Raw genomic sequence first — 15,560 nt, forward strand, 5'->3', positions numbered from 1 at the left:
GGGTGAAGGAGCTACGGCTACTTCGCCCTCTTCTCGTTTCCGCCCACCAGACTTTCTGACCCAAACAGCTCCTATCCCCTGCCCACAACGCTTTGCCCCTCCCCATGCCACGTCACCTATCTCCCTGCGCCCACCCACAGCCCTCCACCAGCGATCACAAGGACAGCCAAGGCAAGCAACTTCGCCTGCTGTCCATCCCAGCCCTTGCCCTCTTCCGCAGCGATCCTCCTGCTTCAGTCTTTTTAAGCCCTTTATACACCCAGCTGTCAAGTCTGCCTATCCTTTTTCTCTCCCGTCAGCTACGTTGGGAAGGAGGCCTGTTCAAGCTTCTTGTTCTATCGAGCAGAAAGTCATAGGGCAAGGCGTGGTATCCATTCTTCAAAGTGTAAGGGCGGGGAAGAAGGAAGCCTTCCTCCTCCCTTTGTCGTTTTATACCCGTGATTATTCTCCATGTGAGAGCTAACACTCCCTAGGCTTTACCGCGTAGGGACATCTAAGATCTACCGATTCTCATCAGCTCTCCCTCCCAATGCGATAGCTGGGAAGATACGGGTGCAACTTCCCAAGGAGAAGGGGAGGGGCATGGGAATGGCTAGCCCTAGTATTAGAAGTGATACTTCGCTCTTGGGGGAGGGAGTTCGGGCTAGGATAACTTGGGGGTCTGGTACTGCTCAGCTCGAAACTCCCAGGTCGCTGTTGCTGGGATTTCAGGGCTCCTACCCTTCAGATTCTAGATGAGCTAACCAGGCTTTTTAGGGGCTTGATTTTCGCTTCTCTTTGGGGGCTTGGGGAGGGGGCTCTCTGGAGGGCTAAAAAGGGATCCACGGTAGGTCGTCGATGCGACGTGGGTCATTGACGACCTACAGTAGGTTTTTTCGGCGACCTACCGTAGGGTTGTTTTTGGGGGTGCTGAAGGTAGCCTATAAGAGGCCTCGCTAAAAGGATGGAAGCACTCTGGGGAAGGGGGTACTTGTAGAAGAGGGGAGAGGCCAGAGATTTCCTTACTCTTTGTATCCTGGAGAGAAGGTAGAGAGGTGGGTGGTTTCTTTGCTGTTTTACCTCATTTCGGAGTGTGTCAGAGCGAGGGGAGATTAGCGGGGGATTGGGAGTGTGCTTGGGGGGCTGGTTGACTTCCTTTATGAGGGCGTCTGGGGAGGTGGGCTCTGGCTATCTGGGGTGTTGGCTCGGGGTAGCCTTGGATGGAGACAGGGGCTGATGCCTTTAGGATCTGGTGGGAGGCTCGGGGGAATGGAGCGTATCGTCAGGAAGAAGGGAAACGGGGTGCCTTGAGCTTTTGCTCAGGGCACCCCGTTGTAGTTTTTGTCGCTGGCGGTATGGTGGTTGAAGTGGGGCGTTGCTCCTTACTCTAGGGCTGAGAGGGGTTACCTTCCGCAGCTGAGGGCGAAGGGGCAGTAGCGGCAGTTCTCTTCTTTGGGTGTTTGGGCGAAGGGCATGGAGGCGTCGTAGAGTTCGTCGAGGACACCGTGGATGAAGACCTCACGGAAGGGGGCTTCGGCCTCCGCATAAGAGAGGAGGGTAGTCTGGGGCTTCTTAGGCTTCTTGGGGGACTTTGCGCCTGAGGCTTTGGAGGTGTTTCCTTCGGAGAGTAGAGAGGACTGCTCAGGGGAGGGGGAGGCAGGGAGCTCGGCGGAGTCCGAGGAATTGTCGTAGGAGTCGAGGGGGAGCTGGACGAGCGGATCGTAGCCTTTGCCCTTGACCATCAGGCCGTAGTCCCCTCGGAGCATGTAGATCGCAGGATATATCTCGTCCTTGGGGACACCACTTTCGGCGAGGAAGGCGCAGTATATGAGCGTCTGAAGGATCGCCTTGTACTTGGAGTCGAGGAGCAAGTCCCACTTGGGCATCCGTGTCTCTTCTGAGCCCGTCTTGTAGTCCACGACACGGAGACGGGAGCCCACCTTGTCCACCCGGTCGATGATCCCGCCGAAGTAGACTCGCTCGCCACTGCTTAGGGGGAAGGACGTGTAGTGGCGCTTCTCACTCTCTTGGTATTCAAAGGGGGCGAAGGTAAGGTCGAGCTCGAGGATCTGGCGCACGTACTGCTCGATGCTGTGACAATAGATCAAGCCCAGCCCACTGAGCTCCTTCTTACCCCCGAGCTTCAGTTGCTCCCGATATTGCTCCTCCACGATACGGCGGACGAATCCCTTAGTGCGGAGCTTCTCCTGTATCCGCTCCGGCTCGATGAGGGTATGCGTGTTGCCCGAGTCGGAGGAGCATGTTAGTTCCCTGTAGATAGCCTCCATCGAAGCATGGAGGATAGAGCCGAACTCATTAGCCTCGAGCAGTAGGCTCGGCGACTGCTCTTCCCTGTAGCGACAGATCTCTTCGTAGTAGAAGCGCAGGGGACAAGCTATGTACTTGCTGATGCTACTTGGGGAGAGTGGCTTGCACTCGGATGAGCCTACCTCGGGGGAGGTAGTAGTACGTCGGAGGAAGGCTTCCCACAGCTCTCCCTCCTTGGCCTTAGTGATCTCGGGGACGGAGACTAGGTCGCTGGAGAAGCGGAGTGTACGGCGTCGTACCGAGCAGTGATAGATATATTCGAGGAGCCCGATGTAGCGGCTCTCCTCCCCTTGAGTACTCGCTTCTCCTGCTGGGGCGACGATGAAGATGAGCTGGCGTGCCCGAGCGATACTCTGGAAGAAGGTATAGTCCTGCCCGAGGTCATCTGTCCCGCCTACGGGGAGGCCGAAAGCCCTGCGAAGGGTGAAGGGGATGAGGGTGTCGGTGTAGCGCCCCGGCGGTAGCGCTCCCTCTTGGGCAGAGAGGTAGATCATCGTGTCGAAGTGCAGGGAGCGGGTCTCCAGAAGCCCCATCACCTGTAGACCTCGTAGCGGGTCGCCTTCGAAGGGGATCGACACCATACTCACCAGCCCCTCCAGTAGGTGGCTGGCGGACTCGATACTGAGCTCTTCCTGGTAGCTCTCCTTGAGCCCCTGCAGACGCTTCACTAGTCGCAGGTAGTGATGTATGAACTCTATGTCGAAGGTGGAGAGCTGCATCTCCTCGGGCACTTGTCCTGAAGGTGATTCGCCAGCGTCCTCGCTCGTGTCTTCGGCTTGGATAGCCTCCTGGATAAGGAGTTCCAATAGCGCTCTGATCCGACTAAGCAGTTCGTCGGCTCTGGATATTGGGTCAAGCAGGAGGCGAAGGAGCGGGGAAGGCTCCTGCTGCTCCCACAGCTCGTCGATGGAGACGAAGAAGCGCTTCATCGTACGGATGCGCTCCATCACAGCGGGGGCATCACTAGCGTAGGCGGTGACGAGGCGCTGGCTAAGTAGCCCCAGAAGCAGGTCTGCTGGATAGCGGGGACTTCCCTTGGATCGGCGCCCGAGGGTGAGTAGGTCGACCCAGCGACGAAGCAGTAGTGCGATCGGGGTCTTATCGAGGGGATAGCCTAGGGTGATATTGATATCCTTGATCCCTTCAGGGATAGAACTGACGGTGGGGAGCAAGAGCCCCTCGTCTGGGAGGATCAGGGCTGTCTGCAGTTCGGCGCTCTCGGTGGCTAGCCCGAGCTCAGAGAGGAGCTGGGGAAGCCCCTTCGCTTGCGCCATGAGGCTGGGACACTCGATGACTTCGACCTCTTCAGGGAGATACTCCCCCTTCAGCCCTTCGGCCCAAGGCCCGGGCTCTTGCCCGAAGTCAAGACAGAGCTGACGGAAGTACTTGCTGGCAGGATGCTCTTCATCCTGAACGATCGCCACAGAGGCATCCCAGCAGAAGGACGCTCGCTCCGAGCGACGTAGCGTGCCGAGGATCTTCCGCTCGGCAGGCGTGAGACCGAAGAGCCCGACGAAGACCAGATCCTCTCCTGCCTCTAGTTGGTCGAGGATCTCCTCCCGAGCGTCGCTAGCTCGGCGGTAGAGCGCTCCTTCGTAGGTGAGGCCCAGCTTCTCGAGGCGCTCTTGCAAGCGCTCATACAGAGGAGCAAGGCTCTCCCAGAAGCTAAGGAAGCGACGCTTGTGATCCTCCGCCTCTTCGCCCTCGGGAAGGGGGCTAGCGAGGGCGGGTAGATCGCCCCAGAAGCGCTGAAGCATCTGGCGAGCCTCCTCAGAGAGATAACTGAAATCGTCGGAGAGTTCCTTGAGGTCCCTGAGGTTCGTGTAGAGATGCCGTATGGGTACGAGGTAGCGGTCACAGCTGTCGAAGTCCTTGAGGATCAACCCGCCCCAGTAAAGGAAGTTGTCAAAGGACTCCGCTGGAGGAAGCCCACGCTCGGCACGCACTTCCTTGTAGGCCTCATAGAGTTCGAAAAGGAGTGTCGTCTTGTCGAGCAAATGGGTGCCGGGAGAGAGGCTCTGGATGAAGTCGCTCATCGTCTCCATCTTCGGGGCGAAGATGGGTCGCTCGCTGGCCATCTGTCCGAGGTAATAGCGGAAGAAGGTCAGCGCACGCTTCGAGGGGAAGACGAAGCGCAGGGAGCTCAGACGCTCCGAGCCCTGATCAAGGTAGTAGCGGGCTACTTGGGCGAGGAAGGGACTAGGCCTAGACACGGGCTGGGGGCTTTAGGGTTGGCTACGCTCTAGGGCCTCTGCTCGCTGGATGTCCTCGGCCGCTGCTTTGCGGTTGCCGAGACCTTCGTTGAGCTCGGCACGTAGACGGTAGAGGGTGGCGGGCGCCTTCCCGCCTAAGAGTTCGAAGGCTTGGTTGATGTCCCGCTGGGCGAAGCCCTTCATCCCCCGAGCTAGATACATGCGAGCTCGCCCCTCGAGGACCTCGGCGTTCTTCGGGAGTTTGTCGGTGAGGTAGGCGTAGATCCGCTCTGCTTCTGGGTAGTTGCCACGCATGGTCTCCAGCAGGGCGTAGCCTATGCGCGCCTTGAGCGAGGCCTCGTTGTGCTCGATGATGCTCTTGAGGTCGCCTTCGGCCTGGTCATACTCCTTCGTCAGGAGGTAGAGCATGGCTCGCTGGTAGCGGTAGAGCTCGTTCTTAGGATGGTCGGAGATGAGGAGAGCGAAGTCTGTCAGCGCTGCTTTGTACTCCTTGCGACGCACGAAAAGCTTAGCTCGGTTGAAGCGTGTCGTCGCCTCGTGAGGATCTTTGCTTAGGGCGGAGGAGAAGGAGAGCAGGGCTGCATCTTCCTTGCCTTGTAGGAGCTGAAGCCCCCCGAGGTTATTGAGGAGCATGGGCTGGAGAGCGGAGGGCGGATTTAGGCGAAGGGCTTCGGAGAGAAAAGCTTCGGCACGGGCGTAGTCCCCTCGGTTCCCTGCTGTGAAGCACGAGTCGATGAGGCTGATGTAGCGGGTGCTGTCGCTAGCAGAGAGCCCCTGTGCCTTCCCCTGAAGGACAGAGATGAGGATCACGCCGAGGAGAATGGGGAGTCGAATACCCCCCAGATATAGCTTCTTGAGTACGATCATTGTGGTGCTGTGCTGAGGGAAGTGTCGAGTATCCCCCATCTTCTCTCAAAGGTACGAAAACTCCCCAGCATCTACGGCGAATGCCCCCTTCCCCTCCTTCCCCTCCCGCCCCCAAGGGAATGGTGCTCTCCCGGGCTTCCTTCCTGCTCCGAGCGATCATCATCGCCACCTCAGAGGCGCTACTGGTACTTCAAGGGAGGCAACAGTAGCGCCATAGAGGAGGGAGCAGTAGTGCCTCTTGGGGGTAGACAAAGGGTGGGGGAGAGGCGGGGTAAGGGGAAGGTGTCGGAGGCGTCAGAGGGGAGGGAAGAGGGGAGAGAAGGGGAAGGGAAGAGGGGCGACGGGGGAAGAGCTATCCATTTAACCTTCAGGAGAAAAGGTGGTATCAGCTTAGACGACTTGGCATTTTTAGAGGAGATGCTTAGGAGGTACCCAAGAAAAGGAGTACCTTTGATTAACGTATGTATACACAATTTGGAGAAATAGAATGAAGAACTTCGATATAGCGATCATTGGAGGGGGACCTGCAGGATACAATGCTGCTGCTAATGCTTCCTCCAATGGCCTTCAGGTAGTGCTCTTCGAGCATACCGCCCTCGGAGGGGTCTGTCTCAATGAGGGTTGCATCCCCACGAAGACCTTGCTCCACTCTGCCAACCTCCTTGATGAGATCCGAGAGGCAAAAGCCTTCGGCATCGAGGTCGAAGGGGCTATCACTCCCCACTATGCAGCTATCGCAGCTCGCAAGGACAAGGTGGTCCAGACCCTTACCTCTGGCGTCGCCTACAAGCTCAAAGGCGCAGGCGTCACTGTCATCCAAGAGACGGCACGCCTCAGTGGCGAAGAGGGTGATCGCATCCTCGTGACAGCGGGCCAGGAGACCTACAGTGTGAGCTTCACCCTGCTGGCTACAGGTAGCTCGACCATCATCCCACCCATCCCAGGGCTAGACAGGGTCAACTACTGGACGAGCCGAGAAGCTTTGGCTGCGAAGGTCCTGCCCGAGGACGTCACCATCATCGGTGGCGGTGTCATCGGGATCGAATTTGCTGGTATCTACTCTTCGCTGGGAGTACCGGTGCGAGTCATCGAGATGGCTCCGGAGATCCTCGGTGCTATGGATAGAGAGACCTCGGCGATGCTACGTAAGGAGTACGGGCGTCGTGGGGTGAAGTTCTACCTAGAGACCAAGGTCACCGCCGTCTCGGAGGAAGGTGTGACGATCGAGACGAAGGACGGCAAGAGCGAGCTCCTTCCCACAGGGAAGATCCTCTTGAGCGTAGGGCGTCGGCCAGAGACCGAAGCCTTAGGCCTCGAGACCCTCTCCATCGCTACGAACCGCTCGGCAGTCGTCGTGAATGCCTACATGCAGACATCGCACCCCCGAGTCTACGCTGCTGGGGATATCACAGGCTTCTCCCTGCTGGCGCATACGGCGATCCGTGAGGGCGAGGTGGCGATCAACCATATCGTCGGCGGGGAAGATGACCCGATGCGCTATGACGCTATCCCTAGTGTCGTCTATACTCATCCCGAGATCGCTGGGGTCGGGGCAACGGAAGAGCAACTTCGGAGCGAAGGGCGCTACTACCGTACCCTCAAGCTCCCTATGGCCTATGCGGGACGCTATGTCGTCGAGCAGGAGCAGGCCGGAGGGCTCTGTAAGATCCTCGTCGATGAGAACGATACCCTCCTAGGGTGTCATATCCTCGGGGACCCTGCTTCGGAGCTGATCCTTCTCGCAGGTATGGCGATCACGGATGGCTTGAGCGTCGAGGAGTTCCGCCGTCACGTCTTCCCTCACCCCACCGTAGGGGAGATCCTTCATGAGGTGCTCTTCTCCTAATCCCCACACTACTAGTTCAGATACATTATACCCAAGATAATCATGGCGACATTCGATATTAAGATGCCTAAGATGGGCGAGAGCGTCACCGAGTGTACGATCACCGTCCTCATGGTCCAGCAAGGAGACTATATCGAGGAGGATACAGACCTCTTCGAGATCACTTCGGCTAAGACCGCCGCTACGATCCCTTCGCCGGTGGCAGGACGGATCGTGAAGATCAACTACGCCGAGGGCGACACCGTAGCCGTCGGCCTGCCGGTCATCGTCGTAGACACCGAGGGCGAGGCTACAGCCCCTTCTGTAGAAGAGCCTAAGCAGGCGGAGTCTAAGGGGACAGAGCAGGTAGCTAGCCCTTCTCCCTCCGCTCCTGTGGAAGTACACCGAGGATCGGTAGAGCGCTGGTATTCACCTGTAGTCCTCGAGCGAGCAAAGGCAGCGAAGATAAGTCAGGAAGAGCTGGATAGCCTTCAGGGAACGGGCTTTGGTGGTCGTGTAAGTAAAACCGATATCGTACGCTACATCGAGCAGAAGAAGGGTGCTCCTACCCCTGCTCCAAGAGCCGAACGCAGTGCTGTCCCTTCGCCTGCCACCCAGCGTCCACAGATAGTGGCACCAGCCGTGCCCATAGGTCCCGAGGATCGAGTCATCCCCATGGACCCCATCCGTCGTATCATCGCTGACCGTATGGTGCAGTCCGTGCAGGTGGCTCCCCATGTGACGAGCTTCCTCAAGGTAGACATCACCGAGCTTGTCCACTGGAGAGAGGCGGAGAAGGAAGCCTTCAAAAAGAGGGAAGGCTACGCTCTGACCTACATGACACCCGTCGTCGAAGCTGTAGCCCGAGCACTGAAGGAATTTCCTCGGATCAATGCTTCTGTCGATGGCTACAACATCGTCGAGCGCAAGCACGTCCATGTGGGAATGGCTGTAGCCCTGCCCGATGGTAACCTCGTCGTGCCAGTGATCCGTGACGCCGACAAGCTCAGTCGTAGCGGTATCGCCGAGCAGGTAGCTCTCCTGGCCGAGAAGAGCCGGAAGGGGCGCTTGACCCCCGATGAGATGAGTGGGGGGACCTTCACTATCTCCAATTATGGCTCCTCGGGGACACTCTTTGGGACGCCTATCATCAACCAGCCTGAATCTGCTATCCTTGGCATAGGAGCGATAGAGAAGGAACCGACCATCCTCGAGACTGAAGCTGGGGACGTCATAGCCGTACGACACAAGATGTACCTATCCTTCTCCTACGACCATCGCATCATCGATGGCATGCTGGGCGGTGCCTTCCTACAGGCTGTAGCCCACTATCTCTCAGACTGGAAGCAAACGAACTAACCTATGACCTCAGTACAGAAGAAATACGGGATCAAGACCACGGACAAGGAGACCCTTCGTCGCTGGTATTATCTCCTTTACCTAGGGCGCTGCCTAGACGAAAAGGCCCCTAGTTACCTGCTCCAGTCCATCGGCTGGCAGTTCCACGCCTCCAATGCCGGGCATGACGGCATCCAGCTGGCCATCGGGCAGATCTTCCAGAGAGGGAAGGACCATCTCTTCCTCTATTACCGAGATCTGCTAGCTGCACTCTCCGCTGGGATGACCGTGGAGGAGATGATCCTCAATGGGATCTCCAAGGCTACGGACCCTACTAGTGGCGGGCGTCACATGTCTGATCACTATGCCAAGGTAGACTGGGGTATTCATAATATCTCCTCCTGTGTGGCGGCTCATGATGCACAGGCCGTCGGGCTGGCACGTGCGCTGGACTACTATGGCGTCGATGGGGTGGCTATCGCTTCGCACGGCGAATCTTCTGCCTCCGAAGGCTATGTCTTCGAGGCGATCAATGGGGCAGCTCGTGAGCGCCTGCCAGTGATCTTCGTCCTGCAGAGTAATGGCTACGGCATCTCTGTACCTACGCATGAGCAGACGGCTAATCCACGTGTCGGGCAGAACTACTCGGGTATACGCCATCTCAAGACGCTCTTCTGTGATGGGAAGGATGTCTTCGACTCGATGAACACCATGGAGGCAGCACGTGAGTACGCCGTGAAGCACCGGACGCCTGTAGTCGTCACTGCCGAATGTGTCCGTATCGGTGCACACTCTAATTCGGACAAGCACACCCTCTACCGCACGGAGGAGGAGCTGGAGCGTGCTCAGGCTGCTGACCCACTGCCTAAGTTCCGCCGTATGCTCCTTCGCTACCAGCGCTTCACGGAGGAGGAGCTCCAAGCTATCGAAGCGGAGGCACGTGAGGAACTGAAGGTCGCTAACCGCAATGCCCTGAAGGCACCCGATCCCACCGCTGATACGGTGCTGGACTACGTCATCGGGGAGGCTTATCCAGGGGATAAGTACGGGACGGGTATCCCCGATGGTACGGGCGAAGAACTCACGCTGGTACAGGCTCTGAATAAGACGCTGAAGCAGGAGTTCCGCCACAATCCTGACACCTTCCTCTGGGGGCAGGATGTCGCTAATAGGGACAAGGGCGGTGTCTTCAATGTCACCAAGGGCATGCTCCAGGAGTTTGGGAATAAGCGTGTCTTCAACGCCCCTATCGCCGAGGACTACATCGTGGGGACGGCCAACGGGATGAGCCGATTCAACGACAAGATCCGTATCGTCATCGAGGGGGCGGAGTTCGCCGATTACTTCTGGCCTGCGATGGAGCAGTTCGTCAATTCGACCCACGACTTCTGGCGTAGCAACGGGCAGTTCTCCCCCAATATCACCATCCGTCTCTCCTCGGGGGGCTACATACAGGGTGGGCTCTATCACTCACAGAATATCGAGGCGGTACTGACCACCTTCCCCGGGGCTCGTGTCGTGTACCCTTGCTTTGCCGACGACGCTGCGGGGCTCCTTCGCACAGCGATGCGCTCCCGTGGGCTCACCGTCTTCATGGAGCCTAAGGCACAGTACAATAGCGCTGAGTCAGCTTCCGTGATCCCAGAGGACTTCGAAGTACCCTTCGGGAAGGCTCGTATCCGTCGTGAAGGCTCGGACATCACGCTCATCACCTATGGCAATACCCTGCACCTCTCGCTCAACGTCGCTGAGCGTATCCAGCAGGAGCTGGGCAAGAGTATCGAGGTCATCGACCTGCGCTCTCTCGTGCCTTGGGACGAAGAGACGGTCTACGCCTCTATCGCTAAGACCTCCAAGGCGCTCATCGTCCATGAAGACCGAGTCTTCGGTGGCTTCGGGGCGGAACTAGCGGCATCGATCGCTAAGAAGGCCTTCCGTGATCTCGATGCTCCCATCTTCCGTGTCGGTTCGCTCTCCACACCTGTGGGCTTCCACAAGTGCTTTGAGCTAGCGACCCTGCCTAGCGAAGAGAAGATCTACGCTGCCGCTAAGGAGCTCATCGAATACTAACCCTCCAATCATACCGACCATATATGAAGACTATAGGACTGCTCTACAGTAAGAGCACGGCCTTCACCGCCGAAGTGGGCGCTCGTATCGCTGAGGCTTGGGGTGAAGGGATCGAGTATGTCGATATCGACACGGCCCGCCTAGAGGATGTGGAGAAGCATAGCGCCCTCATCCTCGGTACGCCTACCTACTTCAATGGCGAATTGCCCTCAGCGTGGAGCGAATTCCTACCCGAAGTGGAGGATGCGGACTTCACTGGTAAGAAGGTAGCCATCTACGGTCCTGGAGATCAAGTTGGCTCGCCCATGAGCTTCGCTGACGGCGTAGGGATCTTGGCTGAATTCTTCGAAGCGCTGGGCGCAGAGATCGTAGGGCGTACCTCCGAGGAGGGCTATAGCTACGAGCAGTCGCTCGCCGCTCGTGAGGGCTCCTTCCTCGGGCTCATCCTTGATCCGACCAATCAGCCCGAGCTGACCGACCGACGCCTATCGGCTTGGGTCAAGGAGCTGAAGCGTGAGTTGGTTTAGCCCCCTCGTTTTTCACTCCTTTTGCCTCATGTGAAGGAAGGGGCTCTTTTGCCCCCCTTTCTACCCTTAGAACTAGCCCGCTGACGAAGGACTAAGGACAGACCCCAAAAGAAACCTACGGTAGGTCGTCTCGACGACCTACCGTAGGTCGGTCAGGCGACCCACAGTAGGTTTTTTCGACGACCTACCGTAGGTTTCTTTTACCCCCTTTAGAAGCCCTCAGAATCAGGGCTCATTCGATGGGTCGGCGAGCGCCCTCGTAGCCCTCTCCAAAAGAGTAAGGAGGGATGACTCTTTTTACTAAATTTGCTTCACAGATATTACTACCTAATCATATACGAAAGCATATATGAAAAAGCTACTTTTCTCCCTCGCCTTCGGAGCGATGACCCTCCCGCTCGTGGCGCAAACACCACGCTTTGAGCCCTCGTCGGAGAATTCGCTCCTCGACGGCAAGACCATCGTGAAGACCAACCTCTTTGCTGATGTCTTCGGCTACTACAACCTCAAGGTCGAGCGTATCCTCGCCCCTGGTATCAGCGCACAGCTAGGTGCCTACTTCTTCCCTGGCGGTACGTCCCACCTCATCAAGGGATACTTCGACTACTCCTCGGGGCGGATCAATGACCGAAATACTGTAGATCCCCAGTCCTTCCTCCTCACTCCACAGGTGCGCTGGTACCTCAACGGAGGGCAGGGGCATGGCTTCTATGTCATGGGCTTCTACCGCTTCCAGACCCTGAGTTTTGATGGTGCTTCAGACTTCTTCACCGATCGGAATACAGGGAGTCGCCATATCTTCGACTACGATGCACGCCTGACCTTCCACGGCGGTGGTGTCGGTATCGGAGCACAGTGGCTCTTCGGCCGAAAGAAGAATGTCGTCCTCGACTGGTATATCCTCGGTGGTGGTCGTGGTACGCTGACCCCTACCTACAAGGGTACTTATCGCCCTGCAGTAGGGGATACGCCAGCTCCGGAAGACCAAGTTCGCCAGGGACTTATCGATATGCTCCCAGGTGTCTCCTCCGACATACGGCTGGACATCGATCCAGCTACCCGCAGGGTCAAGGCTACGGGGATGAAGTTTCGCACGGAGATCGTAGAGCTGGGCCTTTCGTTAGGCTTCCGTTTCTAGGGCGAAGAAGTATCGCTCTGTAGCAGGGCTCGCCTTCTTGCATATATAAAAGCTTTATACTACCTTTGCAGTGCTTTTGACAGCACAAGGCGGCGAGATAGCTCAGCTGGTTAGAGCGTCGGATTCATAATCCGAAGGTCGGGGGTTCAAGTCCCCCTCTCGCTACGAAAGACAAAGGCTACGTACTAAGAGATACGTAGCCTTTTTTGTTTACCCCCTCGTGGTGGGGTGGATGAAGGGTGGGGAGTGAAGGGGGCGTCGCCTTCGTGCTCCCTTCGGACGATGGAGCTAACCTTCCCGAGAAGCCTCTAGTGAGAAGGAAGCTGAGCGCACCTCACCGGGGAAGGGGGGATTGCGCTTGGAGAGGGTGAGCGACAGCCTAGAGAGACGGGGGAAGTCCTCGAAGAGCCTCTGACTGATGCGACCGACGACATGCTCTAGGAGCTGTGACGGGATCGCCATCTCGGCCTTCACGACTTCGTAGACGTCGGCATAGCTGATCGTCTCGGTGAGGTCATCATGCTCGAGGCTCCCTGCTACCTCAGCCCACAGGGTGAGCTGTAGGACGAAATCATTACCGACACACCGCTCCTGAGGGAAGACACCATGATAGGCATAGAAGTGCATCTCCTCAAGACTTATTTTCATTGCTTCGATCTTCATCGTTGGCTTTATAGGTGAGGGAGCTCAGCAGGCTCCACGTGGATAGCTATGTGGGTCTCTGCTCCATACTGGTGGCGTAGCTCCTGTTCGATGATGAGGGTGATATTGTGCCCCTCGGTGACACTCATCCGTCCATCGACCAGGATATCTATCTCTATGGCGTAGCCTTGGCCTAGGCTACGTGTACGCAGCTGGCGTATACCTTGCACCTCGGGAGTAGCGAGGACGAGGTGCTCGATCTCCTGCTCGATCTCTGGGGAGAGGCGCTCTTCGGTCAGCTCATTGAAGGCAGGTCGGAGGACACTCCATCCCATGCGAAGGATGAAGAAGCTCACTAGGGCGGCGGCCAGAGGCTCTAGGAAGAGCCATCCTTCGCCTAGGTAGATCGCTCCAGCGATCCCCAGGAGGACGGCGATGAGTGCCAGCGTGTCGCCCCGGTGATCCAGCGCCTTGGCTCTGAGGGCAGAGCTCTTGAGGAGGCAGGCCCAGCGCATCGTGTATCGGTAGAGGAAGGTCTTGAGAAGGAGCGAAATGATAGCGATGATCAGTGTGAGACGACTAGGCTGGGGACGGGTGATATGTCCCGAGAGTAGGCCGATGACGGTACACGAACTTCGGTAGAGGAGCACCGCACCGACGCCCATCATCACACTAGCCATGACGACCGACGCCAGCGTCTCATACTTCCCATGACCATAGTGGTGATCCTCGTCTCTGGGCTTACCAGAGATGCGGATGAAGACGAGTGCGATGAGGTCGGTAGCAAAGTCGGAGATCGAGTTGATCGCCTCTGCGATCATAGCGCTACTATGCCCGAAGATACCGACGAAGAGCTTCAGGACGACGAGCAAGGCATTGGTGACGCTGCCTAGGATCGTGATGCGGAAGATCTTCTTCGTCCGCTCTGAGTAGACCCGCTTAGATCCCATCCTATTCCCCTGCGATGAGGCGTGCTAGAGCTTCCCCCTGCTTGATGCGGTCGGGGATGCCGATGCCGTCCCTCAGCCCTCCCGCCAGGTGTAGCCCTGGGTATTGACTCTCGAGGTGGGTGATACGCTCGTAGCGTGCTCCTGTGGAGGCTTCGTACTGAGGGATGGCTAATGGGTGACGGAAGATGTGGAAGAGATCGGGCGGAGTATCGATGCCTAGGAGACGATTCATCCGCTTGGTGACGAGCTGACGGATCTCTTCGTCGGAGCGGTCGATGAGCTGAGGGGAGCGCATACCTCCGAGGAAGATCGAGAGCAAAGTCCCCCCTCGGGGTGCACGGTCGGGGAAGCAGGCCGACGGGTGAAGGATGCCTAGGAGTTCGTCGTCCTCACGTGAAGGGACGAGCCCACCGAAGGCATAGAAATGTGGGAGGCTCACCGAGCGCATCCCCCAAGCTACCTGCACGATGGGTGCATAGCGAAGGGACGTGATGGGAGCAAGGTCTTCGGTGCTGAGGAAGGGAAGCAGGGCGGGAAGGCTCGGAGCAGGTATCGTGGTGATGACGTGGCGAGCCGAGAGTTCCCTCGGCTGACCTCCCTCGGTGAAGCGCACCGTCCATCCTCCGCCCTCCTCTGGGTGGAGCTCTGCGCCCGTAGCGGAGAGGGTGAAGTGCTCCCTTCCGATTGCTTCGGTGAGCGCTTCGGTGAGGCTCGTCAGTCCACCACGACTGGAGAAGATCTCTTTGGTGACGGATCGGGCTTCGGCGTCCTTAGGCGCTCGAGCCTTAGCCAGAGCACCACGGATGAAGCTCCCATGCTCCTGCTCCAGAGCGTAGAGCTTGGGGAGGGCATAGCGAGTGACGAGGTGGTGCGGATCGCCCGCATAGATCCCGCTGATGAAGGGGTCGACGGCGTAGTCGAGGAAGCTCCTGCCGAGTCGGCGCACGACGAGCTCTGCGACAGATTCGTCGGGCTCCGTGCCTTTCCTACGGAAGGGTTCGCCGAGGATGCGAAGCTTGTCCCAGAGGGTGAAGAGCGGAGTCCTTAGTCCGGAGAGGGGCGAGGAGGGGAGGGGGAGGAAGGTCTGACGCTGTCCCTTGCCCCCGAGACTCTTGAGGATGAGGCGTCGCTCAGCTTCCTGCGAAGCGGTGTAGAGGAGCTGGGGGAAGGCCTCGGAGAGTCGGGCCACTGCTGGGTGGCTGAGTATACCCGTCGTCGGGCCCGCCTCGTAGGTGAAGCCCCCTTCGTGGTGGGTGTGGATGACTCCACCCGTTCGGTCGGCTTGGTCGATGAGGTGCAGGCTAAGCCCTGCCTGCCGTAGGTGATAGGCTGTGGTAAGCCCTGTGAGACCCGCCCCGATGATCAGGACGTCGAGCTGTGGTGAGGTAGTAGAATCTGTCTGCATGCATCCGTATGCTCCTTCACGAGAGCATACACAAAGATACGGAATAACGCCCCTAGCCCCAAGGTCTCCGAAGGGGCAAAGTCCCCTGTTTTCAGCCTCCGTTCATCCCCCTCTTTTTTCGGGTAACTGACCCCGCTGTCTCGGGGCGAAAAAGCGCCCCGCCCGACAGCCCCCTTTTCATGGGGAATACCCCTAGACAGAAGCCTCAGTTCCGACCCTTTCGGATAGCCCCCTTCTACTACCCCCAAAAGGACCCTACGGTAGGTCGTCGAAAAAAC

Annotated in this window: 10 protein-coding genes and 1 tRNA gene; 6 read left to right on the forward strand and 5 right to left on the reverse strand. The window is 57.9% G+C overall.

Going from position 1 to position 15,560, the window contains the following annotated elements; translation table 11 throughout:
- Positions 1–1,382: 1,382 nt before the first annotated feature.
- Both HMPREF1556_RS04495 and HMPREF1556_RS04500 read right to left on the reverse strand, forming a co-directional pair.
- Positions 1,383–4,520 carry a PD-(D/E)XK nuclease family protein gene (locus HMPREF1556_RS04495; protein ID WP_021667113.1) on the reverse strand — a complete coding sequence of 1,046 codons (3,138 nt, stop codon included), beginning with the start codon at positions 4,518–4,520 and terminating at the stop codon, positions 1,383–1,385.
- Positions 4,521–4,532: 12 nt separating this feature from the next.
- A complete protein-coding gene (locus HMPREF1556_RS04500; RefSeq protein ID WP_021667114.1) occupies positions 4,533–5,387 on the reverse strand; it encodes a lipopolysaccharide assembly protein LapB in 855 nt (284 codons plus the stop codon).
- A gap of 487 nt (positions 5,388–5,874) precedes the next feature.
- Here HMPREF1556_RS04500 and lpdA point away from each other — a divergent pair, with 487 nt between their 5' ends.
- The 6 genes from lpdA (at position 5,875) to HMPREF1556_RS04535 (ending at position 12,450) form a co-directional block, all read left to right on the forward strand.
- The gene (gene lpdA / locus HMPREF1556_RS04510; RefSeq protein WP_021667116.1) at positions 5,875–7,233 is read left to right on the forward strand and encodes a dihydrolipoyl dehydrogenase; all 1,359 of its coding nucleotides are present in this window, start codon (positions 5,875–5,877) and stop codon (positions 7,231–7,233) included.
- 42 nt (positions 7,234–7,275) lie between these two features.
- Entirely contained in the window at positions 7,276–8,571 is a 1,296-nt protein-coding gene (locus HMPREF1556_RS04515) for a dihydrolipoamide acetyltransferase family protein (protein ID WP_021667117.1), read from the forward strand.
- A 3-nt stretch (positions 8,572–8,574) separates the two neighbouring features.
- The gene (locus tag HMPREF1556_RS04520; RefSeq protein WP_021667118.1) at positions 8,575–10,620 is read left to right on the forward strand and encodes a thiamine pyrophosphate-dependent enzyme; all 2,046 of its coding nucleotides are present in this window, start codon (positions 8,575–8,577) and stop codon (positions 10,618–10,620) included.
- A gap of 23 nt (positions 10,621–10,643) precedes the next feature.
- Positions 10,644–11,147 (forward strand): flavodoxin, encoded by a 504-nt coding sequence (locus tag HMPREF1556_RS04525; protein WP_021667119.1) that lies wholly within the window; start codon positions 10,644–10,646, stop codon positions 11,145–11,147.
- 349 nt (positions 11,148–11,496) lie between these two features.
- Positions 11,497–12,285: a hypothetical protein gene (locus tag HMPREF1556_RS04530; RefSeq protein WP_021667120.1), complete on the forward strand. Its 789-nt coding sequence runs from the start codon at positions 11,497–11,499 to the stop codon at positions 12,283–12,285.
- A gap of 91 nt (positions 12,286–12,376) precedes the next feature.
- Positions 12,377–12,450, forward strand: a tRNA-Met gene (locus HMPREF1556_RS04535).
- Positions 12,451–12,573: 123 nt separating this feature from the next.
- Here HMPREF1556_RS04535 and folB read toward each other — a convergent pair.
- The 3 genes from folB to hemG are packed head-to-tail and all read right to left on the reverse strand — an operon-like array spanning position 12,574 to position 15,282.
- Positions 12,574–12,948, reverse strand: coding sequence for a dihydroneopterin aldolase (gene folB / locus HMPREF1556_RS04540; protein WP_021667121.1), 375 nt, complete (start codon positions 12,946–12,948; stop codon positions 12,574–12,576).
- 8 nt (positions 12,949–12,956) lie between these two features.
- Positions 12,957–13,877, reverse strand: a complete 921-nt coding sequence (locus HMPREF1556_RS04545) for a cation diffusion facilitator family transporter (protein WP_021667122.1) — start codon at positions 13,875–13,877, stop codon at positions 12,957–12,959.
- 1 nt (position 13,878) lies between these two features.
- On the reverse strand, positions 13,879–15,282 hold the full coding sequence (gene hemG / locus HMPREF1556_RS04550; protein ID WP_021667123.1) for a protoporphyrinogen oxidase: 1,404 nt from the start codon (positions 15,280–15,282) through the stop codon (positions 13,879–13,881).
- Positions 15,283–15,560 lie beyond the last annotated feature (278 nt).

The sequence above is a fragment of the Porphyromonas sp. oral taxon 278 str. W7784 genome (assembly GCF_000467855.2).
GTDB lineage: Bacteria > Bacteroidota > Bacteroidia > Bacteroidales > Porphyromonadaceae > Porphyromonas.

Coding starts and splice junctions, on each gene's coding strand:
- HMPREF1556_RS04545 (WP_021667122.1), bottom strand. CDS start 13,877: ATGGGATCTAAGCGGGTCTACTCAGAGCGGACGAAGAAGATCTTCCGC.
- HMPREF1556_RS04515 (WP_021667117.1), top strand. CDS start 7,276: ATGGCGACATTCGATATTAAGATGCCTAAGATGGGCGAGAGCGTCACC.
- HMPREF1556_RS04500 (WP_021667114.1), bottom strand. CDS start 5,387: ATGATCGTACTCAAGAAGCTATATCTGGGGGGTATTCGACTCCCCATT.
- HMPREF1556_RS04520 (WP_021667118.1), top strand. CDS start 8,575: ATGACCTCAGTACAGAAGAAATACGGGATCAAGACCACGGACAAGGAG.
- HMPREF1556_RS04530 (WP_021667120.1), top strand. CDS start 11,497: ATGAAAAAGCTACTTTTCTCCCTCGCCTTCGGAGCGATGACCCTCCCG.
- HMPREF1556_RS04525 (WP_021667119.1), top strand. CDS start 10,644: ATGAAGACTATAGGACTGCTCTACAGTAAGAGCACGGCCTTCACCGCC.
- lpdA (WP_021667116.1), top strand. CDS start 5,875: ATGAAGAACTTCGATATAGCGATCATTGGAGGGGGACCTGCAGGATAC.
- hemG (WP_021667123.1), bottom strand. CDS start 15,282: ATGCAGACAGATTCTACTACCTCACCACAGCTCGACGTCCTGATCATC.
- folB (WP_021667121.1), bottom strand. CDS start 12,948: ATGAAGATCGAAGCAATGAAAATAAGTCTTGAGGAGATGCACTTCTAT.